Raw genomic sequence first — 21916 nt, 5'->3', positions numbered from 1 at the left:
CCCGCCCACTCCCCTCCCCCAGCCAGCGAAAACACCCCGACCTGACATACCGTCACTGACACCCACCCACTGACACCCACCCGGCACATCACAGGTGGCCGGTCGCCGGCCGCAGCGGGAAATGGGAGATCCACTACAACCCCCACGACGTACGCCAGATCTGGGTCCGGCTTCCCGACGGCGAACTCACCGAGATCCCGTGGATCCACCGCGACCACGTCCACTGGCCCTTCGACGAACGCACCTGGCAGCACATCCGCACCCAGGCCGCTGACAGCAACCACGGTGACACCGAGCAGTACGAAGCCGGCCTCGCCGACGCCCTCGACCAGCTCATGCGCCGCGTCCACGGCGGCCACGCCACCAAAACGGAGCAGGCCATCATGGCCCGCACCGCCCACATCCCGCTCCCCCCAGCCCGCGATCGGAACCACGACACCGAAGCACCCACCGACAGCCCTGCGCAGCAAGACGCCGAAGGCAACGACGACAGCATCGACGACCTCGACGACCTGCCCGACAACCACGTCAGCCCCGCCCCGGCCGCCGGATTCGGGCTCTACAACGCACACGAGGAAGCTGCCACATGGTGAACCCGAGCCAGACAAGCACGGACAGCACACAAGGCGGCACCGACGACAGCGGCGAGGCCGAGCTGTCCTGGCCCCTGACCACCTGGCAAGGCTGGGACCGCTTCGCCACCACCGACCCGCCCCCCCCTCCGCCCTGGCGACCCGCCCCGCAGCACAGAGGAACGCCTGGCCTACCACTCCGCGTTCGTCACCATCCGTACCCTCGCCACCCAGGTCCGCACCCTGATGATCCTCGGCCGCCACCAGCAGACCACCGCCCGGCCCTCACTGATCGTCACCGGACCCGCCGCAGCAGGGAAAACGACCGCGCTCCTCAACGTCGGCCGCACCTGCCACCTCGCCCACACCCTCAAAAACCCCGCACCGCCCGGATCAGCGCACGCCGCGGTACCCGTCGCGTATGTCCTGGTCCCGCCCGGGTGCGACCGTGAAAACCCTCGTCACCGAATTCGCCCGCTACCTCGGCATCCCCGTCACAGCCCGCATGACCCAGACCCAGATCACCGACGCCGTCTGCCACACACCTACACCCAAGCCGGTGTACAGCTGGTGATGATCGACGAGATCCACCGCCTCAACCCCCGCACCACCACCGGCGCCCAAACCGCCGACCTGATCAAAGACCTCAGCGAGCGCCTCCCCGCCACGTTCGTCTACGCAGGCATCAACGTCACCGACACACCCCTGTTCACCGGCGTGCGAGGCGCCCAACTCGCCGGACGCGCCACCCTCGTCCACTGCGGCCCCCTCCCCGCCCGCCATGGACAGAACGAACCATTTCGCGATGTCATCACCGACATCGAAAACGCCCTCGACCTCCAACTCCCCCGGCACGCCCCCTACCTCCACCAGCGCACCGCCGGCCGTATCGGAAGCCTAACAAGCTCATCCGCCAAGCCGCCATCTGCGACGGCACCGAAAGAATCACCAAAGCGGCCCTCGACGCGGTACGACTCGACCACCTCGCCGAAACCCACCACCGCCCCCGCCGAGGCCGATAGGCCCACCTGCCAGGCAGGCAGAACAGCTCTGACCAGTACAAACACCAGCCGGGCCTTTACACACTAGAACTACCTACAACAAACCCCGCCCCACTCAACACAGAACGCATAACCCCAGCCCACACACCTCGACCAACCTGCTCAAGCCGTCAATTCCACCTCTCAGCAAACCAGCAACACCCCAGGACAGCCACCACCCCGTCTACCAACAAACCCCCCTCCCAGCGTTACCGCCGGCCCGAGATCCGACAGACCAGGGCGTCCGGGGCGAGGGGCATGATGTCGCCCGTGTCCCAGGTCCTGGTCAGGGCGGCAGCATGCGCAGTCGCGGCCGCCTTCCGGTTCCGCGCTGCCTGCCGGGCGCGACGGCCAGAAGAAGAGCAAGGGCGTCGAGATCAGAACGAGGAGCTGTCTTGCAGGACCGACAAGATCTCGCTACTGAATTCGTCGCAGAGTTGCTGAACTTCTCGCCCGTCCCTGCTTGCCCAGAGCTCCATGTCGTCCGAGGACCCCAGGATCACGTCATTACATCTTCGCTCGATTTCGATATTCCGAGTGCCAAAATATCCAAGCCCATACTCGGCAAGTGTTCTGTCGACGCCATCCAGATAAGCCTGACGTTCAGCCTCACCTGAGATCACCGAAAGAGATTGTTGGACGCCCGCATCCTCACCAATCGTCAACTGCCGCACCTTCATGAGAAGGCTCTTGGTTGCACCCTCGCGCATCTCCTCCCAAACTTCGCACAGGTTGATCCAGGCAGCCAGAACCTCCAGTTGAAGCTCTTGGTTTCCCTCTGCGTAAAGATCATCCTCCTCATCTGCAAAGATTGGGGCCCTCAAAATCTCCTCGACGGCAGCATGCAGCGAGCCATCATAGGCGTTCTTCAGAGCCGATTCACCTGCCCGCAGGACTGCTTTCAGGACCTGACTGTCGACCCCCCACTCTTGTGGCATGGCTAATCCAGTCAACGGCTGCTGAAGACGCCGCAGAGCCAGGATGGCCGCTTTTCGGCGTTGCACGGGCGTCATGCTTCTTACTTCACCAGCAAGACGCTCATCGTTGTACCAGTCCACCAATTTGACCGCCAATTACCGATAGCCCTGAGCCCCAAGGAATTCATTCCAGGTGCCATAATCTCGCCAAATACAGATGGCCTGGCCTGGAACTTTTTGCTTTGACCCCGCTGTCACTGGCCCTGTTTGGACTGCGCCAACCTGCGGCAGGAAGTCTTCACACCCCATGGGAGCAGGGCGGGCGTTACGGTTAGTCGCGCCAGCAATCGGGGTTAGCCCGTTGGACGCAATGTAGTGTACCGCGGTTGTCTCGGCATGAGCCTCCTTCATCCATGGCGATAGCGCCACCATGTTGGGGCGACCTTGCTCATCAGTGGTGGTAATAGATTCCACGTACTCCAACTGTTCGGCTGTCAGTCCCCTCTTACCCGCACCAGACACCACTGCAACAATCGAGCCATCCTGCCGCGACGCCATCGTTACGGCTGTTGTTGTCCAGATGGTCTTGATCTTCCAATAGCCTGTGATCTTGTCGTGGATCTCGTCGGCAAGGAGCTTAGCCATGACAGCGAGCTGCTCCGGAGTGCATTCCGTTGTCTTGCAGTTCGCGAATCCAGAACTACCACCAACCTTGGAACCAAGCGCCTCCCAGAATGGAACGCAGGTATTTCCCGTTCCCTGCCCCCCAGCTGGGTTGCAGTAGGTAACGCCGGTTTCTGGGTCAAGGAGATTTCCACTAGCTGTGCACTGGAACCCCGGAAGCCCTCCAGAGCAAACCTCCTCCGGGGTGAACTCTCCCTGCTCGCTGTTCAGAAGGGCCAGAAGGTACTCGGCTGCGTAGATTACATCCCAGTTATCACCGAGCGTTTTCAACGAGGCCACCGATCAGGTGAGGCCGACGAGACCGAGATGAGGGCCGCAACGCACAAGGCTCCCGTGCCGTTGGGGGAGGTGTTCGAAGTCTCAACCCATCAGCGTAGGAGCCCTGTTGGTTCCCTATCCTGCCGTACTCGACCTCCCGCACCGGCTGGTCGAGTGGGTCACGATGCTCATCGTCACCCGTGAGGGTGACCGGCGGTGCAAACTCCCGCCGCACCAGCGGGCGCTCGTCGCTCTGGTGTACCTACGTCGCCACGACACCCTCGCCCGGATCGCGGCCGGTTTCGGGATATCGGTCGGCACCGTACACGCGTATGTCACCGCCGTGACCGGCCTGCTCGCTGAACGGGCGCCGGGCTTGCTCAAGACACTGCGCGAGCGTGATCCGGAGTTCGTCCTGCTGGACGGGACACTCGCCGAGTGCGACCGCGTCGGCGACAGCCGGGCCGACTACTCGGCCAAGCACCGCCGGCACGGCGTGAACGTCCAGGTCGTCACCGATCCCGCCGGTGAGGTGCTGTGGATCTCGCCCGCACTGCCCGGCCGCACCCACGACCTGACCGCAGCCCGCACCCACCGCATCATCCGGATCTGCGAGCGTCAGGGCGTTCCCGTCCTCGCCGACCGCGCCTACCAAGGCGCCGGCCCCTGGGTCACCACCGGACTCAAACGCCCACCGGGCGGTGAACTCACCCTCACCCAGCGCACCGTCAACCGGGCCCTGGCCGCAGCCCGGGCACCGGTCGAACGCGGCATGGCGCGACTGAAGTCGTGGCAGATCTTCCGCAGATCCCGCATCAGCCCCAACCGCATGACCGTCATCACCAAAGCCGTCCTCACCCTGGAGCGGCAACGCTGAAAACGCTCACGAATTTCCACTTCCCGTCCTCAAACTCGCGCTGGGGTGCCGGCTTGTCAGGTGCGGGCTGGGGATTCTTTCCGCCATTGACGTTCTGGGGTACTTGCGGCTTTTCAATCGACCGAGTACCACCGCCACCACCGCCACTGGAGCTGCCAGCGGAACCTCCGGGGCCCTTCGGCTTTCCGCTGCCGCAGTTCGTCCTGGACGGCTGGTTGCCACGTCCGGGGTTACCTGAGGGTGGTGGGCTCTTGGTCATAGGGGCCCAGACCGTGACTACTGAACTTGAATGCGTCATGTCGGTTGCTGGGATCAGGTGGTCACCGCTTGCGGTTGGAGCTCCACTCGTAGGTTCCTGGTGCCGTCTCGATGACTTCGCGGGGCCAGGTCTGCCGGACCTGTTCCAGGCGCCCGCGGTGCTCCGCGATCCAGTCTCCCTGGGGTCGGGTTCCCAGGACCGCCGTAAGGCGGTCCGGGTCGCTGACCTGGATCGACAGCCAGCCGTCTTCGTGCACGTGGATGTCAAGGCACAGGCCGCGGTCTCCGCCGATGCTGGCTGTTTGGCCCGGTCCTAGGTTGGACAGCTCCTGCTCCCAGGAGTCCAGGTCGTGCTGGAAGAGGTAAAGGTCGAGCCGGGCGTCCACGAAGCTCGCGGAGGCGAGTACGTCCGCGTGCAGGATGTCGTGGCCGGTCAGCGCGCCCGGCTGGGACCGTCCCGTGACGCGCACGACGCAGCGATTCCCGTCCGGATCGGCGAGGTGGATCAGGTCCATCGGAGCGGGTTCCGTCATGAAGTTGCTCGCTTTCGTGCGCTGGTGTGGGCTGCATCGTCTCCTACCGGCGGACGCGTGCTTCTCGCGGGATCGCCGGCCCGGATCAGGCAACGTCGTCGTCTCGATCGATGGCCATGAGGCGGTTCTTCAGCCGGTAGCTGGGGCCGTTGATGGAGATGACGTCGCAGTGGTGGAGGAGGCGGTCGAGGATGGCGGTGGCAAGGACCTCGTCGCCGAACACCTGGCCCCACTCGCTGAAGGTCTTGTTCGAGGTCAGGATGATGAAGCCCCGTACGGTCCGTTCCCCATCGACGGGCCTCCCGCCAAGCTTCCCCTCCCACAAGGGGGTGGCGTCGTGACCGGACCACGAACAGCTCGCCCTGTGCTCACCGGAAGCCCTTGGGGGCGTGGCCCCCACGCGGCTCGCCGACGCCGAGCTCACGGTGTCCCCGCCCCCGCTGTCACCAGTGGGAGTGGAGGCGGGACTACTCGTCCCGTCCGCGCCAGCCAGCAGCGCCGCGCTCTCCCTGTCGGAAAATGGCCCGCCTGAAGTGGCGCGGGACAGGCCTGTCGGACCGGGCACGACGAGCTTGTCGGACACAGCGCACAGAGCCGCCGTCCGCGCTCCTCGTCGACGCGCCCCACCCTCGCGCACAAGCCCCTACGAGAGCTGGGACTACCACCAGATCGGCGTGCGCCAGCCCTTCGCGAACTCCCCCAGGTACGCCTTCATGCTCCGCTCTCAAGTCGGTAACGGAGAAGAACAGAGCTGACCTCACTCGAGTACTCGTCACACTTCTCCAAGAGGTCTCGCCCTTCCTTCAGCTCGAACACACTCTCATTTCCAGAGATCCCCCGAATCATCTCATGACATTGCCGCTCAAGGTCAATGTTACGGGAGCCGAAATACCCTAGACCAAAGGCACGGAGATCGTCAGACATAGCCGAAAGGTACGCCTGCCTTGCAGATTCTCCATCGAATTCCAACTTCGGATTGGTCATCCATTCATCGACGTACTTGGCCACCCCCCTGACCGTACGGATGATCTCGAACACAGTCGATTCATCCATTTCACTCAGGACTTCCTCGAGTGCCATCCAAGCCGTGAGAGTGTCCAGTTGGATTTCCTCGCAGAAATTCGGCGAGAGTTCGTCCCCGAAGAACGGCGCTTCAGCTACCTCAGAAATTGCGGCATGGAGCCCCTGGGTATCTACCGCACCTAGCTCAACTTGCCCGCACTGGACGATTGATTCCACAGCCTGGGGAGGGATACCCCACTCCGCAGGCATCGGGATATGAAGCAGTGGAGCCTGAAGCCGCCGCAAGGCAATGGCTGCAGCCTCATACCTCTGAGACTGCCCCATTTCGCCTACCTGCTGGACCAGCAGCTCGTCTCGCGCCCAATCCATCTGTACGCTCTCCCTCTACTCCCCGTGCTCTACGTACCTTGACCACGCCTGATAGTCGCCCCAGAAGTACTGAGCTTGGCCTGGGATCTTCTTCTTCGTCGCAATAGTAATCGGGCCGTACATCGTAGCACCCACCTTCTGGACGAGTTCATTGCACCCCTCTGGCGAACAGGCATTTAGATAGGCAGCTCCAGCGAGTGGCCGCAGATCATTCTCCGCCATATAGATGACCGCGTTCCTCTCCGCGTGAGTATCTGGGATGTTTGTCGCAAGAACCATATTAGGCCGGCCGAACTCATCGTGCGTGGTCAGGGATTGGACATGCTCCACTGACGCAGACTCCAGACCCCTTCCAGACCCCGAGACAACTGCCACCACTGACCCATCCCGTCTCGCAGCAAAGGTCACCGCTGTCACCTTGAACCACTCCCTCACCTTGAACCAAGGGATCTTTCCATGGATCTCATCAGCGAGCGCTTTAGCACGATTCGCAAGGTCTTGAAGGGTTACAAGCCTCAGGTTTCCAGAACTTGACGGCAGCACATCAGAAAGGGGCACACAGGTGTTTCCAACTCCTTACCCACCGGCAGGATTGCAGTATGTGACGCCCGTCTCGGGATCGAGGAGATTTCCACCTGCTGTGCACTGAAACCCCAGAAGACCTCCGGAACAGACTTCTTCCGGGGAGAATTCCTCCTGCTCACCATTAAGAAGAGACAGGAGGCACTGGGCGGCGAAAATGACTTCCCAGCCGTCCCCGATTTCCCACTTGCCGTCCTTGAATTCAGGCTTGGGCGCTTCCCGTTCTGGTGCAGGCTTGGGATTCTTTCCACCGTTGACGTTCTGAGGCACTTGCGGCTTTTCAATCGACCGAGTGCCACCGCCGCTACCGCCGCCGCTACCGGAGCTGGAGGTGCCAGCCGAACCTCCAGGACCCTTCGGCTTCCCCTTGCTGCAGTTGGTCCTGCATTGCTGGCCTCCGCCTCGCCCACGGTCACCGGCCGAAGGAGGACTGCTAGCTTGATCTTTAACCTCGGGCGTCGAACGGCCTCTCGTACTTGATCACCCGGTCTGGTAACTGCCGTACGTGCAGGCGGCCTTCGGCTGAGCATGTGCTCCGACCAAGGAACACACACGCTCAGCACGAAGGCCGTGGGGATGAGTCTGCTGCATCAAGCTGGCCGGCAGGATCCGTTCGAGGAACTGTCACGCTTCCGGGGCGAGTTCTACTCCTGCCTGACCAGACGTGCGGACGCTCTGTTCGAGCTGGCCGACGCCGTGCTGTGTGCGGACGGCCCGGTCCGGTCGCTGGTGGAGCTGTCGCTGGTGGGCGAACACCGTCGTGGGCATGGCGGGCTCTACGACGCCTTGGCCGCCGGCCGGGTGGAGGTGGCCCGGCTGCGTCGGGCACTGGCCACAGTGCCTTTGCCACGGGCGGCGGACGGGCGGCTGGTGCTGGCCGCCGACATCACCTGCTGGCTGCGGCCCGACGCGCACACCTCACCACAACGGATCCTGTGCCACACCTACGGACGCGGCAAGGACCAGCACATTCCCGTCCCCGGCTGGCCGTACTCGGTGATCTGCGCGCTGGAGACGGGCCGCAGCTCGTGGACCGCTCCGTTGGATGCACTGCGTCTCGCACCGGGTGACGACGCCGCCACGGTCACCGCTGGGCAGATGCGTGAACTGCTCGAGCGGCTCGTCAGCGCCGGGCAGTGGCGAGGCGGCGACCCGGACATCCTGATCGTGGTGGACGCCGGTTACGACGTGCCCCGCCTGGCCTTCCTGCTCAGGGATCTGCCGGTGCAGGTGCTGGGCCGGATGCGCTCGGACCGCGTCCTGCGCCGGGTGGCACCACCCCGTGAGCCCGGCACCCGGGGCCGTCCGCCCCGCCACGGTGGCGAGTTCGTGTTCGGCGACCCCGCCACCTGGAACACCCCTGACGCGGCGACCGTGACGGAGACCCGCCTCTACGGTGTCGCAGCCGCCCGGGCCTGGGACCGGCTCCACCCGAGGCTGACCCATCGCTCCGCCTGGACCGCCCAGCTGGGTGCGCTGCCGGTGATCGAGGGCACCGTGATCCTCCTGAAGGTCGAGCGCCTGCCCATCGGCGCCACCCCCAAGCCGGTATGGCTGTGGTGGTCGGGCACCGACGCCACCGCCGCCCAGGTCGACCTGCTCTGGCAAGCCTTCCTACGGCGCTTCGACATCGAGCACACCTTCCGCCTGTTCAAGCAGACCCTGGGCTGGACCTGTCCGAAGATCCGAACCCCGGAGGCCGCCGACCGCTGGACCTGGCTGATCCTCGCGGCCTTCACCCAGCTCCGGCTCGCCCGCCCGCTCGCCGCCGACCTTCGCCGGCCGTGGGAGAAACCGGCCCCCGACCGACAGACTCACCCCTGCCCGAGTCCGCCGCGACTTCCGGCACCTCCGACCGAAGACCGCCTGTCCCGCCGGAGCACCGAAATCCTCCCGCCCCGGTCCCGGACGACCACCCGGACGCAAGAACACCCGGCCGACCCCACGCCACGACGTCCACACAGTCCGCAAAACGGGCATCACGAAACCGAAAGCGAAGAAGTCCACTTCTCCTCGCCCACGCCGCACAAGTTAAAGATCAAGCTAGCCGGATACCTCGGCGCCCAAGCGACGACAAGCACCGGATCAGCTACAAATACGTCAACGATGGCCGATGCCCAGCTAACACGCGAGAAGAGAGACCTCGCGAACCCCCAGCCTCCACGTGTACTGACGCCCCGAGCCGACGTGTGTACCTGACCAGAACCCTTCCTCTTGAATACGGTCCGAGTCTTGGTTCCCAGGCTCATGTGCCCGGTGGGGTCCACGTTGCTGAGCGGGTTGGCCGACCCGTAGCCATATCGATTCGTCTGCGCTGAGGGGGTCGGTTCGAGCTGCCAGGTGTCGCGGGAGGTGAAGTTGCCGGTGCCGGGCTGGTACCAGCGGGCGGCCATGTTGACCTCGCCGGTGGCGTCGTCAGTCCAGCCGGACTGATAGCCGAGGGCGGGGTTGGTGCCGGTGGTCGCGGTGGTCTTGCCGAAGGGGTCGTAGGCGCGGGATGCCTGGACGGTGGTGCCGTCGGAGCTCAGGCTGGCGATGAGGTCGGTGTGCTGGTCGGTAACCGCGAGCTGTGCGAGGGCCGTGTTCGTCTTGGGTGTGCTGGCGAGAAGTGCACCGCCAGGAGTGCGTGTGTAGGTGGTGGTGTTGTCGGTGGTGAGGTTGTTGGAGCCGCCGTCGTAAGTGAAGGCGGTGCCGCCTGCGGTGAGGACGCGGTCGAGGGAGCCGTAGGTGTAGGTGTTGGGTCCGTTGGTGATGGTGCATTCGAAGGCGTCGGAGGTGACGGTTCGAGTGGTGCCGTTTGTGGTGACGGAGTCGGTGGTGCCGCGGGCTGTGTAGGTGTAGCTGTCGGTACCCCAGGTCTCCAGGCGGTTGCGGGCGTCATAGACCGCGCTGGTGGTGCCTTGCTGGATAAGGTTGCCGGCCTTGTCCCAGACGTAGGGGATGGTGCTAGTGCCGTTGGTCCAGGAGTCCATACGGCCGGCGAGGTCGTATGTGTAGGTGTTGGTTGAGGCGCCTGCGGTGCCGGTGGTGGTCTTCTTCGTCTGGTGGTCGGCGTCGTCATAGCTGTAGGTGATGCCGGTGACCGGCGCGCCCGTTCCGGTGTTGGTGACGGTGTCGGAGGTCAGGCGGCCGAGGTCGTCGTAGCCGTAGCTGCGCTGCGCGCCGACGCTGAACTGTCCGTCTGCACCAGGCCGGGCGTACCGCTCGAGGGTCGGCCGGCCGGCAGCGTCGAATTCGTAGCGGACCTGCGTGCCGGTGAGAGGGTCGTTGGCGGCATCGAGGCGCCCGGCCGGGTCGTAGGTGTAGGCGGTGCGGCCGGCGGCGTCGGTGCGCGCGGTCATGGCGCCGTCGGCGTCGTAGGTGTACTGAGTCTCGCCGGAGGGCCCCTGGGCGTGCAGGAGCTGGCCGCGGGCGTTGTAGGTGTAGGTGTTGGGGGCCTTGCCGCTGGTGGTGGCGGCGCTGGTGAGGCGTCCGTCCAGGTCGTACGTCAGACTGCGGGGCTCAGTCGCGGCTGCGGCGCCGGTGCCGGTTTCGGCGGTGAGGTTGCCAAGGCCGTCGTAGGTGCGCTGGCGCGTGACGTTGCCAGGGAGCAGTTCAGTGACTTCCTGTCCGGCGGCGTCGTATGTGGTGGTCCAGGTGCGGTCGCCCAGCGCCGGGTGCTGCGGCGTGATGGGTTCGGTGGTGGATTCGGGCAGGTTCCACGCGTTGAAGGAGTAGGTGGTGGTGTTGCCGCGGCCGTCGGTGAGGCGCGTGCGGTTGCCGTTCGCGTCGTAGCCGAACGAGGTGGTGATCTGGTCGGTGGCCGAGAGCTTCTCGGTCTGGCGGGTCGTCGAAGTCGAAGGACCGCAGGGACTTCTCTCGTGGGAAGCCCGCTGCCTTGATCCGCCTCTCCGACCTGCGGCGGGCCCGGTCATCGCACTCGGCCATCAGCAGTTCGGCGAGGAAGCCGCGGTAGGTCATCTGGTCCTAGATCGCCCGGTCGGCGATGTCGGAGAACTCCGAACATCGACCCGGCCACCATCCACACCCTCGCCAGCTGCGAATGGATCAAGAAGAGCCAGCCGCTCTGCCTAATCGGCGACTCTGGCACCGGCAAGTCTCACATGCTCATCGCGCTGGGCACCGAGGCCGCGATGAAGGGCTACCGCGTCCGCTACACGCTCGCCACGAAGCTGGTCAACGAGCGGGTGGAGGCTGCGGACGAGAAGCAGCTGAACAAGACCATCGCCCGCTACGGCCGCGTCGATCTCCTCTGCATCGACGAACTCGGCTACATGGAACTCGACCGCCACGGCGCCGAACTCCTCTTCCAGGTCCTGACCGAACGCGAGGAGAAGAACAGCGTCGCCATCGCCTCCAACGAGTCGTTCGGAGGCTGGACCAAGACGTTCACCGACCCCCGGCTCTGCGCGGCCATCGTCGACCGGCTGACCTTCAACGGCACCATCATCGCGACCGGCACCGACTCCTACCGCCTCGCCAGCCCGAGCCCGAGCTGAGGAACCCGCCAAGACTGGCTGAGGCCGACTGTTGTCGATCTTGACGTGGCTGACGAGCGTGAAGTCAGATGCGGTGAGAGATCGGCATCGACAAGCGGCACAGCCGCAGGGGGTTTGGCGTGTTCATCGCGGAAGAGGGCGTTTTCGATCCTGATGAGATGCTGAGCCTCTACGACTCGGTCGGCTGGGAGGGCTACACCGCCGACGTCGACAAGCTCTGCCGCGGCCTGCGGAACTCTCACCTCGTCATCGCCGCACGAGACGGTTCAGGAACGCTCCTCGGGCTGGCCCGGACGGTCTCCGACGACGAGCACATCTGCTACGTCCAGGACGTCGTGGTCAACCCGGCGCATCACCGGCAGGGCGTCGGCCGGGCCCTAGTCGAGCACCTCATGCAGCGCTACTCGCACTGCCGCTTCTTCCTCCTCTCCACAGACCACGAGTTGTCACCGGAAGGCAAGCGCAATCACGCGTTCTACCGGAGCCTTGGCTTCCTGTCCTACGAGGAGAAGCAGATGGCTGGCTTCGGACTGCCCAGGAACCGCCCTGACCTGCGTGACATGACGCCATAAAGATCCCCCCTCCCGGCCGCAGCACGGACATGGCCCCCCTCACTGACGAACCCCATCCCGGTGATGAGTGCCGGCCGTGACACGTCCCAGACGCGACCGTGCCGTCATTTCTCGGTTCTGGCACAGATCTTGGGGAGCAGTCGCGGAGCGTTACCTCGGTGTTCGATTGTGAGGAGCCGGCTCGTGCGAGACGGCGTGCGCCATGTCGCTGACAGCCGGAAGTGACGCTCCCTCAGGTTCCTCTCGTTCGCCGCTGTGGTTGGCAGTGGACGGTGATGGTGCTGGTCATGCAGACCAACGCACGGCTCTGGAGCCCGCTGGTGTTCGAGGAGATCGCCGATGTGGAGGTCGAAGCGGTTACGGCCGCCTTCGGCACGATCGAAGTAGTGGCGAGAGGTCACGCAGGCGGCGCTTCATGCCCGGGCTGCGGCCGCTTCTCGGACCGAGTCCACGACCGTTACCAGCGCAGGCTGAGGGACCTTCCTCTGGCTGACCAGGGCCTTGTGATCCGGCTGACGGTCAGGCGCTTCATCTGCGGGTCGGGCGACTGCCCACGCCGGACGTTCGCCGAGCCGTTCCCCCGGCTGACTGTCCCTCACTCACGGTTCACCTCGCGGCTCAACCGGGCCCTGGAACGGGTGGGGCTCGCCCTGGCGGGGCGGGCTGGCGCTCGGCTGGCGGCCCAGCTGGGCTTCGGTGCGGGACGGATGGCCTTGTTACGCAGGGTCATGGCACTGGCCGACCCGCGGTTCAGCACTCCGCGGGTACTGGGCGTGGACGACTTCGCGCTCCGTCGCGGCCAGACCTACTCCACCGTGCTGACCAGCGTCGAAGACCGCCGCGTGGTCGATGTTCTCCCAACGCGAGAATCCGGGCCACTGGCCGACTGGCTGGACCGCCACCCCGGCGTGGAGATCATCTGTCGGGATCGGGCAGGCGCCCACGCCGAGGGCGCCCGACGAGGAGCCCCCGATGCTCTGCAGGTCGTTGACCGGTTCCATCTGTGGCAGGGCCTCGGCCGGGCGGTAGAGACCTGCGTCGCCGCTCACCGCGACTGCCTGCGTACCCCGACACCCAGCGGCGTGCTGCCGCAGGACAACCCACCAGCTTCCGATCGGCCGCAGGACGACTCGGAGCCCGTCGGCCGACGGGCTGAGCGAAAGAAGGCAGCACACGCTCTCGTCCACGAGATGCTCGCCCAAGGCCACTCACGCCGGGCGATCGCCCGGCACCTGGGCTGGGGCCTCAACACCGTCCTCCGGTACGCGAACGCCTCACGCTGGCAGGACACCATCCGCGAGAACCGGCCCCGGCCCAGCAGACTCGATCCTACAAGCCCTACCTCGAACGACGATTCACCGAGGGATGCACCAGCGTCACCCAACTCCACGGCGAACTGGTCGCCGAGCAGGCTCCCGTCACCTACGGCATGGTCCGAGCCACATCGCCACGTTGCGCAGGGACCCGTCCGCCGCACCGCCACGGCCAGCGACCGTACGGCAGGTGACCGGCTGGCTCACCCGCCACCCCGCCACCCTGAATGAGGAGGACCGCATCGGCCTCAAGGACCTTTTGACCCGTTGTCCGGAACTGGACACGGCTGCCGGACATGTCCGCGACTTCGGCGAGATGCTCACCGACCGCCTCGGCGCCACGCTCCCTGCCTGGATCGACGCAGTCGAAGCCAGCCGGCTGCCCGGGCTCACTGGCTTCGCGCTCCACCTGCGGCGAGACCTCGACGCCGTGATCGCTGGCCTCACCTTGGACTGGAGCTCGGGCAGCGTCGAGGGAGCCGTGAACCGCATCAAGAAGATCAAGAGACAGCTCTACGGCCGAGCCAGCTTCCACCTGCTCCGGAAGATGATCCTGCTGCAGTAGTGCCTCGCAGTGGCTATTCGAGGTGCGACTCCCGGTACCTTTCCTCAGGCTGTTCCTCCCAGTGAAAGCGGGCAGCCACGTCCGGCTGCGCGACTTGCAGGACAGGGAGAGGCGGCAGCGATGTCATGCTTTGGCATCGGGCATGCCGCTGGTGACGACGATCGCCGCCACGTCGCCGGTCTTCGTGCGGCCCAACCAGACGACGCCGCCCGACTCAGCCCCGAACGTGACCAGATCGGCTTGCTGCGACTCATCGCGTACCCGTTCGCACCCGTCGGCCAGCTGCTCAGAATCGCGCGGGGCAGGGACCCCGTCTATGAACGTGCGAAACGGTGCAGACAAGGTCGTCCACGCGCCTGCATCGGCGAAGCAGCCGACATTAGCATCGGAGAAGAAGCGGGGCTCCTCGCCCGGCTGAAGCCGGGCGATGTCGTCCTCGACACTCAGGCCCATCTCCCATCCGACGACAGGGTCGTCGCTGATGCACAGGCGCGTCGCGGCGCACTCAACACCGTCGACGTGCTCGCCCATGAACTCGTACGGGCCTGCCGTCCACGCGATCACTACCCGGTAGACGCCCGGGGGAATGCGCACCGCCAGCTCCCGCGGGGGCTTGGTCGGCAGCCCCCTCTGGTACTCCCAGACCTGGTCGTCGGGCCATGGCGCATCGACGACAAGCCGGCCGCTCGGTACGCGGATCGTCGTCAGCTCCTCGATGCCCGTCACGACTACCGGCGTCATCGGATCGTCGTACACCGTCCCAAGGTGAGCACCGGGCGTGAAAGCCGCCTCCAAGTACCAGGTGGCCTCAGGCCCAGCTGCCAGCCGCGCGTCCCTGACCCACTCCATGTCTCACTCCCTCCTCGCCACCCGGCCGGGCGGTCAACCGAAAGCTACGTGGACCCGCTGACATCGGCACTTCTTGCATCGTCGCAATCCGTGATCGCTCCCCAAGATCTGTGCCAGAACCTTGTTTTGAAGTCACCGAGGGGCTTGCGGTCGGACGGTGGGGTGTGCTTCTGCCCCTGGGGGCCTTATGGGGACGTCGCAGTCGAAGGTCGATCTGTACGCAGCGATCCGCCGTGACCACCGCGGTGGCATGTCGCAGCGGGCTTTGCAGCGCAAGCACGTCACCTGGCGGACGGCGCGGCGGGCGCTCGACGGTCAGTGGCCGGAGCCTCGCAGGCAGCATCGACGCCGGGAGTCCCGGCTGGATCCTTACAAGCCGCTGATCGACGAGATCCTTCGAGCGGACTTGGACGCGCCGTCCAAGCAGCGGCACACCACCCAACGGATCTTCGATCGTCTCGTGGACGAGCACGGTGCAGATGACATCTCGTACCCCATGGTCCGAACCTATGTGAAGGACCGTCGACCGCAGGTCAGGCGGGACGCGGGGATCGGTCCGCAGGCGATGTTCGTGCCGCAGACCCACCTGCCGGGGGCTGAGGCCGAGGTCCACTTCGGTGAGGTCCATGTGGTCCTGGCCGGTGAGACGACCCGGCTCTACCTGTTCTCGCTGAGACTGTCGTACTCCGGCAAGGCAGTGCACCGGGTGTTCGCCACCGCAGGTCAGGAAGCCTTCTTCGAAGGTCACGTGCATGCGTTTCGGGTCATGGGCGGCATTCCGCGCAGGCACATCCGCTACGACAACCTGCGGGCTGCGGTCGAGCGGGTGCTGGGCTTCTACCGGGGCCGGGTGGAGGCAGACCGTTGCACGGCGTTCCGCTCGCACTGGGGCGTTGAGGCGTTCTACTGCCGGCCTGGTATCGAGGGCGCCCACGAGAAGAGCGGTGTCGAGGGGCAGATCGGCTACTTCCGCCGCAACCACTTCGTTCCCGTTCCTGAGGTCGCCTCGCTCACCGAGCTGAACGAGATGGTCGACCGGTGGGACCAGGACGACGAGGCACGACGGCTGCGAGACCGCACCCGCACCATCGGCGACTACTTCGCGGCCGAACAGCACCTGCTGGCGCCCTTGCCGACCGAGCCGTTCGAGACGGGGCGCTGGTTCACCCCGAGGGTCGACCGGTTCAGCCAGATCAGCGTCCGCCGGCAATGTCTACTCAGTGCCGGCCCCCTTCATCGGCCGCCAGCTGCGGGTGCTGCTGCACGCCAACGACCTGATCGTCTATGACGGCCGCAACATGGTCACCCCGCACGAGCGTCTCGGCGGCCGGAACGGCTCCCGCCTGGTCCTGGACCACTATCAGGAAGCGTTGTTGCGCAAGCCGGGTGCCCTCCCCGGTTCGACCGCGCTGGAGCAGGGCCCGTTCCGCGGGTCGCTTCACCCCTGTCCACGACAAGTGGTGGTCCGCGGCGAAGGCCGCCCCCGGCGACGCCGCCGGTACCCGGGCGTTGATCGACGTGCTGCTGCTGGCCCGGCACATGGACCACGAGCAGGTCGTCGCCGGGCTGGCAGCCGCCCACCGGGCGGGGGCCCTGACCACCGATGCGGTCGCCCTGGAAGCCCGCAAACTCGCCGAATCGGACGCGGAACCGGCGCCGCCGGCCCGCCCCGGGACAGCGCGGGCGGCGACGAAGAACGAGGGGCCGACCGCGTCGGTGACCTTCCTCGCCGACTGGCGTCTGTCTCACCTCCCGCCCGACACCCGGCCGCTTCCCTCGGTGGCCCACTACGACCAGCTCCTGCAACGGCCTGGCCGCACGGCCGGCGAGAAAGAAGGATCATGACGCGCAAGCGCGAGCTAACGAAAGAAGCCGCCACCACTTCCATCGACCAGGCATGCCGCATGCTGCGGCTGCCCACCATCCACCAGCAGTTCAAGGACCAGGCCGACAGCGCTGCCCGCGAGCAGATGTCCTACCGGGCCCTTCCTCGCCGAACTGCTGATGGCCGAGTGCGACGACCGGGCCCGGCGCCGGTCCGAACGCCGCATCCGGGCCGCGGCCTTCCCCCGCGAGAAGAGCCTGCGGGCCTTCGACTTCGACGCCAACCCCAACGTCGACCCGGCCACCGTCAACCCGCTCGCGACCTGCGAGTGGGTCAAGAAGGGCGACCGCTCTGCCTGATCGGCGACTGCGGCACGGGCAAGTCCCACCTGCTGATCGCCCTGGGCACCGAGGCCGCCATGCAGGTCTTCCGCGTCCGCTACGTACTGGCCACCAAACTCGTCAACGAGCTGGTCGAGGCCGCCGACGTGCCCGACGAGAAGCAGCTGTCCAAGACAATCGCCCGCTACGGCCGCGTCGGCCTCCTCTGCATCGACGAACTCCGATAGATGGAACTCGACCGCCGAGGCGCTGAACTGCTGTTCCAGGTCCTGACCGAACGTGAGGAGAAGAACAGCGTCGCCATCGCCTCCAACGAGTCCTTCAGCGGCTGGACGAAGACCTTCACTGACCCCCGGCTCTGCGCGGCCATCGCCGACCGGCTCACCTTCAACGGCGCGATCATCCAGACCGGCACCGAGTCCTACCGCCTCGCCCACTCCAAAGCCCTGGCCGAGCAGGCCGCCACCAGCTGAACCGGGCCCCACACGGGAGGGGCCGCCCGACAGCCAGCCGAAACCCAGAGCCGGTATGGCCGGTCAAGGGTGACCGAAGGTCATCGCCGCAGGCGACGCCGGAAGCGCCCTCGACGGGACGTGCCGGCTCTCATCATGAGCAGGCGGGCGGCCCCGGCCGTCCGCACGCCAGTCCCCCCTCGCGCTGCGGCAGCCCCGACGGGCTGCCGCAACACAGCTCCCTTCAGAGTCCCCGCCTATGACGCTCACCCGGTGCCTCACACCATGGCGGCCTCACTGCTCGGCGGTTGCTTCAAGGCGCTCGGTCGGTCCGGCAAAAGCCAGATACAAGGACCGAGAACTGAGAAGCCAACGGCCCTCGACCTTGAGGAACGTGTCCTCGTAGTGACCGACCTGCGTCGGGGCCCGCGGGGGCACGAAACCACCGGCATGTCCGTCGACACGGTACGTCGTGAAGTAGGTGGTCGCGGTGGCCGTCGACGCCGATGTGACGGTGACCAGGATGTTCGTGCATATCCGACGCGAGAGCCGGTCCGCGGGCCGACCAGCGAAATACGATCGAAGTGCGTCACGGCCCTCAATCCGGCGGTCGCCTTCCGCCCACTCCCAAACCCCGACATCCGTGAAGAGATCGGCCACGTCGCCCGGATCACCGAGGTCGAGCTTGTGGACAAACTCGACGATGAGGCGTTCGCACGCTCGCTCGGCAAAGAGACGGTCTGTGGGATCCAGCGCTTCAGTAACCATCCCCATGTCGTATCAGAATGATCAAGGGCACCGCGACAGCTTTGTTGACGCCGCACCCATCCGAGCGCCTGCGTCTTGCTGCCCCAGTGACATCGATTCTCATCGACATTGATCACGGAAGAACGGCGCGAGTGACTCCCGAACCCGCCCCGAAACGACATCCCTGGAGAGTGACACAGCCAGCCAACCCGAAGGCGGACGAGCAGGAAGTCCTGGCCGACATACTCACCCAGGACGCCGATCCGCCGACCACCCACCCCGGACAGACCGGCATCCGCGACAAAGGCCACGTCTCCAAACACCTCATGGCCGACCACGGCCTGACCCTGCTGCGGCCGAGCTACCGCAACAAGAAACCCCGGCCCGGCGAACACTGCTCAAGCCGATCCGGCAGCCGATCGAGCCGGTCAACGACACCCTCAAAGGCCAGCCGAACCTCGAACACCACCGAGCCACAACCCCAACCGGAGTCCTGACCCGCGTCGGACAACGCATCCCCACCCTGACCACAGCGATCCGGCACAACCGAGCCAACAACACAGCCAGCACACGATCACTCATCACCTACGACCACCGACGAAGACATCGAACCTACTCGTCTAGGTGACCGGCTCGGCTACACGCTGACGATCCGCCACCTTCCACCGAGAACCACAGGCCAACACCACGCCGCCTCGACTGCAGCTACGGCTGCGACTGCAGCTGCGGCTGCGGCTGCGGCTGCGGCTGCGGCTGCGGCTGCGGCACAGCGGCGACGGGCGACAGCCCGCCGAGACAGCCGTACTCGCACAGGGCCCCGGCCCGCTACGCACACCAGCATGAGCAGCACGCCGGCGGTCCTGAAGCGCACCGGGCGTCCACCGTGTTGGCGGAACTCGGCGGCGGCGTTCGCGTGTTGAAGCGGGTGGTCTCGTCGCTTGGCAACGAGCGTTTCCGAAGCGCTTCGACCGGGCCGACTGGGTAGCCGGGGGGGCAGTGGCGGTTCAGTTGTCGACGAAGGTGATGCTGGTGGCGTCGTAGCGGGTGCCCGCGATCTGCTCGCGCGGAGCGGCGGCCTCGATCGCGGCGAGGTCCTCGGCGGACAGTTCCAGGGCCAGGGCCGCGAGGTTCTCCTCCAGGTAGCGCTGCCGCCGCGTGCCGGGGATCGGCACCACGTCCTCGCCCCGGTGCTGTACCCAGGCCAGGGCCAGCTGGCCGGTGGTGACTGCCTTGGCTGCCGCGAGCTCGTCGAGCTTCGCGACGATCGCCAGGTTCCGCTCGAGGTTGCCGTCGGCGAAACGCGGCTGGCTGCGCCGCACATCGCTCTCGGCCAGGGCGTCGACCGAGCTGTAGCGGCCCGTCAGGAAGCCGCGCCCAAGCGGAGAGAACGGGACCAGGCCGATCCCCAGCTCGCGGCAGACCGGGGCGATCTGCGTCTCGAGGTCGCGGGTCCACAGTGACCACTCGCTTTGCAGCGCGGCGATCGGGTGCACCGCGTGCGCCCGCCGGATAGTGCCCGCCCCGGCCTCGGACAGTCCGAGGTGGCGGACCTTCCCGGCCTGCACGAGTTCGGCCATGGCGCCGACGGTCTCCTCGATCGGCACCTGCGGATCGACCCGGTGCTGGTAGTAGAGGTCGATGTGGTCGACCCCGAGCCGGCGCAGCGACGCCTCGCACGCCTGCCGCACGTAGGCGGCGTCCCCGCGTACCCGGGTCGGCTCGCCGAGACGGTTGGCGAAGCCGAACTTCGTGGCCAGCACCACCTCGTCGCGGCGCCCGGCGACGGCTCGTCCGATCAGTTGCTCGTTGTGCCCGGCACCGTAGAAGTCGGCGGTGTCCAGCAAGGTCACCCCGAGGTCGAGAGCGTGGTGCAGCGTCGCGATGGACTGCGCGTCGTCCGAGGCACCGTATCCGTGGCTCATGCCCATGCATCCCAGGCCCTGCGCGGAGACCGGCAGGCTGCCCAGGTGCCGGGTGGGGATGGTCGTCATGCTGCTGCCTCCTGAGCTCGGGAAAGTCTTCAGATCGGGACGCTAGGAGTTGGAGTGCACTCCATGTCAACTGAAGCGTCGCGCCCCGCATCCCGAGACCGAGCCGACCCCCTACCTGAGGCCTGCGCACAACCACCCCTGCGGGTGGCGGCGTGCGCCGGCCGTGTGTGTATCCGTGCGCGCCGACATGTCAGCGGGGGCGCTCCTCCCACCGGGTGCCGGCGAGGGGGGTAACAGCTCCCTTTCACCAGGAACATCCCGATGCCGCACCGGCAAGAACCCTGATGCCTCCCGATTCGGGCTCCGGCTCAACTTCTGTGGTCTGGACCGGTCGCTCAGCCGATCGCGGCCGTCGAGCAAGGAGGTCTACAGGTCGGCGGCTTGTGCCGAGACGGTGCCGGCCCACGGGGCCCAACACCATAGGAGTTGGGCCAGAACCCGAACTTGTCGACATCGCCCCTCCCTCGTCGGCATCACCGTTCTGTGGAACAGGGCGCCTGCCGGACTCTTCGACGAGTGACTTCACTACGGCTCGATAGCGCCAAACCGGGACCCGCGAAAGACGGAGCCGGCCCCACAGACCCGCAATGCCGAGCACGCGGACAGGCCACAGGTCCACGGCCATAGGTCACGGGCTAGCGAAGCGTAGGAGGCGGCGACGCTCGCGAGGGGTGGCGGTGCCGGAGCCGGCGCCGACCGACGACTGGGGCTGGCTGCCGGACGCCAGCGCTCGTGCCCGGTGTCCAAGGCGCGGAGCAGGTTTTCAGGATTCTTCGGACGCACCATCGCGGGGGGACACAGTCGCTCTTCTTCGCCGGTACGCCGCCGCACCTGCGACCGCGAGAAGGAAGGCGGCCACCACGGCCACACCGAGTGCCGTCCGCCCGGAGAACAGTCGGACCAGCACCTCGAGCGCCCCGAGCCCGGCGGTGGCGTAGACCAACGCCCAGCACGCTCCCCCGACGAACAGGGCCAGAAGGTAGCGCGGCAAGGGCATACGCATGCTGCCTGCCAGGAAGTTGGCGGCGGTCTGGAAACCGACGGTCAGGAAGGAGACGGCCACCACCGGAGCGCCCCACCGCTGAATCGCCCGTTCCGCGCGCAGGAACCTGGCCGAGGAGATCCGCCCGGCGAGCCTGCTCCGCCTGGCACCGGCACCGGCGAGCCAACCGACGGCGAACGTCCCTCCGGCGCGCAGCAAAACGATGACATACAAGGCGGCGGCCGTGAGCACGACCCTATCCACGCCGCCTCGCCCTCGGCGTCGGGCCCAGGCCCGCTCCGTCCGTCACCTGTTCTCTCTGACCCGTCCCAGCGGGCCCGCGACGGGTACACGCCTGGTCTGCATGTCTCACCTGTGGTCTGCCTCTGCCGGTTCTCTGTCCCTGCCTGCGTTTGCGCCGTGGCCGCTGCCGCTACCCGAACCTGACGCGGAGCCCGGTCAGCCCCGGGGGTTTGCGGCCGTGCTCTCCCGCCATGCTCGCCAGCATGGCCACATTAACCGAACGCGCGTGCCCCGGTGCACGGCGCTGGGCCCCGGCAAGGATGCGTGGGGTGCCCGCAGTGACGACGGCCCGGGGGGGGCGGGCAGCACGGCGGTCCCGTTGCGCCGGCCTCAGGCGGTGCCCCCTGCGCGGCGGCCATGCCGT

The 21916-nt window shown here is 66.4% G+C and carries 18 protein-coding genes and 6 pseudogenes; 10 read left to right on the top strand and 14 right to left on the bottom strand.

Annotation, left to right across the window (positions count from 1 at the left end):
* The coding region (locus ACIGEZ_RS32420) for a hypothetical protein (RefSeq protein WP_399838384.1) at window positions 1-527 on the bottom strand (527 nt) is incomplete at its 3' end.
* A gap of 291 nt (window positions 528-818) precedes the next feature.
* On the opposite strand from ACIGEZ_RS32420, the gene ACIGEZ_RS32415 reads away from it, so the two are divergent.
* The gene (locus ACIGEZ_RS32415) at window positions 819-1661 is read left to right on the top strand and encodes a TniB family NTP-binding protein (RefSeq protein ID WP_399838381.1); all 843 of its coding nucleotides are present in this window, start codon (window positions 819-821) and stop codon (window positions 1659-1661) included.
* A gap of 328 nt (window positions 1662-1989) precedes the next feature.
* Here ACIGEZ_RS32415 and ACIGEZ_RS32410 read toward each other — a convergent pair whose 3' ends face one another.
* Together ACIGEZ_RS32410 and ACIGEZ_RS32405 are read right to left on the bottom strand one after the other, a co-directional pair.
* A complete protein-coding gene (locus ACIGEZ_RS32410) occupies window positions 1990-2670 on the bottom strand; it encodes a hypothetical protein (protein WP_399838378.1) in 681 nt (226 codons plus the stop codon).
* A 15-nt stretch (window positions 2671-2685) separates the two neighbouring features.
* On the bottom strand, window positions 2686-3174 hold the full coding sequence (locus ACIGEZ_RS32405) for a hypothetical protein (protein ID WP_399838375.1): 489 nt from the start codon (window positions 3172-3174) through the stop codon (window positions 2686-2688).
* 424 nt (window positions 3175-3598) lie between these two features.
* Between ACIGEZ_RS32405 and ACIGEZ_RS32400 the strand changes: the two genes are divergently transcribed.
* Window positions 3599-4348, top strand: coding sequence for a transposase family protein (locus ACIGEZ_RS32400; RefSeq protein WP_399838373.1), 750 nt, complete (start codon window positions 3599-3601; stop codon window positions 4346-4348).
* Between the two features lie 320 nt (window positions 4349-4668).
* Here ACIGEZ_RS32400 and ACIGEZ_RS32395 read toward each other — a convergent pair whose 3' ends face one another.
* The 5 genes and pseudogenes from ACIGEZ_RS32395 to ACIGEZ_RS32375 all read right to left on the bottom strand — a co-directional run bounded on the left by ACIGEZ_RS32395 (window position 4669) and on the right by ACIGEZ_RS32375 (window position 7383).
* Window positions 4669-5139 carry a DUF5959 family protein gene (locus ACIGEZ_RS32395; protein ID WP_399838370.1) on the bottom strand — a complete coding sequence of 157 codons (471 nt, stop codon included), beginning with the start codon at window positions 5137-5139 and terminating at the stop codon, window positions 4669-4671.
* 85 nt (window positions 5140-5224) lie between these two features.
* A pseudogene (locus tag ACIGEZ_RS32390) lies at window positions 5225-5422 on the bottom strand (ATP-binding protein); the annotation flags it as partial.
* 428 nt (window positions 5423-5850) lie between these two features.
* On the bottom strand, window positions 5851-6411 hold the full coding sequence (locus ACIGEZ_RS32385) for a hypothetical protein (RefSeq protein WP_399838368.1): 561 nt from the start codon (window positions 6409-6411) through the stop codon (window positions 5851-5853).
* A 135-nt stretch (window positions 6412-6546) separates the two neighbouring features.
* Window positions 6547-7089, bottom strand: coding sequence for a hypothetical protein (locus tag ACIGEZ_RS32380; RefSeq protein ID WP_399838365.1), 543 nt, complete (start codon window positions 7087-7089; stop codon window positions 6547-6549).
* A gap of 18 nt (window positions 7090-7107) precedes the next feature.
* The gene (locus ACIGEZ_RS32375) at window positions 7108-7383 is read right to left on the bottom strand and encodes a hypothetical protein (protein WP_399838362.1); all 276 of its coding nucleotides are present in this window, start codon (window positions 7381-7383) and stop codon (window positions 7108-7110) included.
* A 306-nt stretch (window positions 7384-7689) separates the two neighbouring features.
* On the opposite strand from ACIGEZ_RS32375, the pseudogene ACIGEZ_RS32370 reads away from it, so the two are divergent.
* A pseudogene (locus tag ACIGEZ_RS32370) lies at window positions 7690-9148 on the top strand (NF041680 family putative transposase).
* Here the strand turns inward: ACIGEZ_RS32370 and ACIGEZ_RS32365 are convergent.
* Both ACIGEZ_RS32365 and ACIGEZ_RS32360 read right to left on the bottom strand, forming a co-directional pair.
* Window positions 9093-10904 carry an RHS repeat-associated core domain-containing protein gene (locus ACIGEZ_RS32365; protein WP_399838403.1) on the bottom strand — a complete coding sequence of 604 codons (1812 nt, stop codon included), beginning with the start codon at window positions 10902-10904 and terminating at the stop codon, window positions 9093-9095. The pseudogene ACIGEZ_RS32370 and the gene ACIGEZ_RS32365 sit on opposite strands and share 56 nt — an antisense overlap.
* Before the next feature lie 16 nt (window positions 10905-10920).
* A pseudogene (locus ACIGEZ_RS32360) lies at window positions 10921-11088 on the bottom strand (ATP-binding protein); the annotation flags it as partial.
* 23 nt (window positions 11089-11111) lie between these two features.
* Between ACIGEZ_RS32360 and ACIGEZ_RS32355 the strand changes: the two are divergent.
* From ACIGEZ_RS32355 to ACIGEZ_RS32340, 4 genes and pseudogenes are all read left to right on the top strand, one after another.
* Window positions 11112-11612, top strand: a pseudogene (locus tag ACIGEZ_RS32355) (ATP-binding protein); the annotation flags it as partial.
* A 119-nt stretch (window positions 11613-11731) separates the two neighbouring features.
* Window positions 11732-12184, top strand: coding sequence for a GNAT family N-acetyltransferase (locus ACIGEZ_RS32350; RefSeq protein ID WP_399838359.1), 453 nt, complete (start codon window positions 11732-11734; stop codon window positions 12182-12184).
* Between the two features lie 287 nt (window positions 12185-12471).
* Window positions 12472-13728, top strand: a complete 1257-nt coding sequence (locus ACIGEZ_RS32345; RefSeq protein WP_399838357.1) for an ISL3 family transposase — start codon at window positions 12472-12474, stop codon at window positions 13726-13728.
* On the top strand, window positions 13688-14062 hold the full coding sequence (locus tag ACIGEZ_RS32340; RefSeq protein WP_399838355.1) for a transposase: 375 nt from the start codon (window positions 13688-13690) through the stop codon (window positions 14060-14062). The genes ACIGEZ_RS32345 and ACIGEZ_RS32340 overlap by 41 nt, the downstream gene beginning before the upstream one ends.
* Before the next feature lie 123 nt (window positions 14063-14185).
* Here the strand turns inward: ACIGEZ_RS32340 and ACIGEZ_RS32335 are convergent, their stop codons facing one another.
* Window positions 14186-14818: a DUF4241 domain-containing protein gene (locus ACIGEZ_RS32335; RefSeq protein ID WP_399838352.1), complete on the bottom strand. Its 633-nt coding sequence runs from the start codon at window positions 14816-14818 to the stop codon at window positions 14186-14188.
* Window positions 14819-15098: 280 nt separating this feature from the next.
* Between ACIGEZ_RS32335 and istA the strand changes: the two are divergent.
* Window positions 15099-16756 (top strand): annotated as a pseudogene (gene istA / locus ACIGEZ_RS32330) (IS21 family transposase).
* Window positions 16753-17550: pseudogene (gene istB / locus ACIGEZ_RS32325) on the top strand (IS21-like element helper ATPase IstB). The pseudogenes istA and istB overlap by 4 nt, the downstream one beginning before the upstream one ends.
* Window positions 17551-17823: 273 nt before the next feature.
* Here the strand turns inward: istB and ACIGEZ_RS32320 are convergent.
* Window positions 17824-18297 (bottom strand): nuclear transport factor 2 family protein, encoded by a 474-nt coding sequence (locus ACIGEZ_RS32320; protein WP_399838349.1) that lies wholly within the window; start codon window positions 18295-18297, stop codon window positions 17824-17826.
* Between the two features lie 17 nt (window positions 18298-18314).
* Between ACIGEZ_RS32320 and ACIGEZ_RS32315 the strand changes: the two genes are divergently transcribed.
* A complete protein-coding gene (locus ACIGEZ_RS32315) occupies window positions 18315-18773 on the top strand; it encodes a hypothetical protein (RefSeq protein ID WP_399838346.1) in 459 nt (152 codons plus the stop codon).
* A gap of 507 nt (window positions 18774-19280) precedes the next feature.
* Here ACIGEZ_RS32315 and ACIGEZ_RS32310 read toward each other — a convergent pair.
* Together ACIGEZ_RS32310 and ACIGEZ_RS32305 are read right to left on the bottom strand one after the other, a co-directional pair.
* Entirely contained in the window at window positions 19281-20267 is a 987-nt protein-coding gene (locus ACIGEZ_RS32310) for an aldo/keto reductase (protein WP_399838343.1), read from the bottom strand.
* A 763-nt stretch (window positions 20268-21030) separates the two neighbouring features.
* Window positions 21031-21513 carry a DedA family protein gene (locus tag ACIGEZ_RS32305; protein ID WP_399838340.1) on the bottom strand — a complete coding sequence of 161 codons (483 nt, stop codon included), beginning with the start codon at window positions 21511-21513 and terminating at the stop codon, window positions 21031-21033.
* Between the last annotated feature and the right edge of the window lie 403 nt (window positions 21514-21916).

Origin of the sequence: Streptomyces sp. NPDC085481 (assembly GCF_044541845.1) — a bacterium.
Taxonomy (GTDB): domain Bacteria; phylum Actinomycetota; class Actinomycetes; order Streptomycetales; family Streptomycetaceae; genus Streptomyces.
The sequence above is the reverse complement of the archived record's forward strand: the minus strand, read 5'-3'. Positions and strand labels throughout refer to the sequence as shown.

Coding starts and splice junctions, on each gene's coding strand:
- ACIGEZ_RS32310 (WP_399838343.1), bottom strand. CDS start 20,267: ATGACGACCATCCCCACCCGGCACCTGGGCAGCCTGCCGGTCTCCGCG.
- ACIGEZ_RS32315 (WP_399838346.1), top strand. CDS start 18,315: ATGATCAAGGGCACCGCGACAGCTTTGTTGACGCCGCACCCATCCGAG.
- ACIGEZ_RS32345 (WP_399838357.1), top strand. CDS start 12,472: ATGCAGACCAACGCACGGCTCTGGAGCCCGCTGGTGTTCGAGGAGATC.
- ACIGEZ_RS32415 (WP_399838381.1), top strand. CDS start 819: ATGATCCTCGGCCGCCACCAGCAGACCACCGCCCGGCCCTCACTGATC.
- ACIGEZ_RS32395 (WP_399838370.1), bottom strand. CDS start 5,139: ATGACGGAACCCGCTCCGATGGACCTGATCCACCTCGCCGATCCGGAC.
- ACIGEZ_RS32405 (WP_399838375.1), bottom strand. CDS start 3,174: ATGGCTAAGCTCCTTGCCGACGAGATCCACGACAAGATCACAGGCTAT.
- ACIGEZ_RS32320 (WP_399838349.1), bottom strand. CDS start 18,297: ATGGTTACTGAAGCGCTGGATCCCACAGACCGTCTCTTTGCCGAGCGA.
- ACIGEZ_RS32385 (WP_399838368.1), bottom strand. CDS start 6,411: ATGCCTGCGGAGTGGGGTATCCCTCCCCAGGCTGTGGAATCAATCGTC.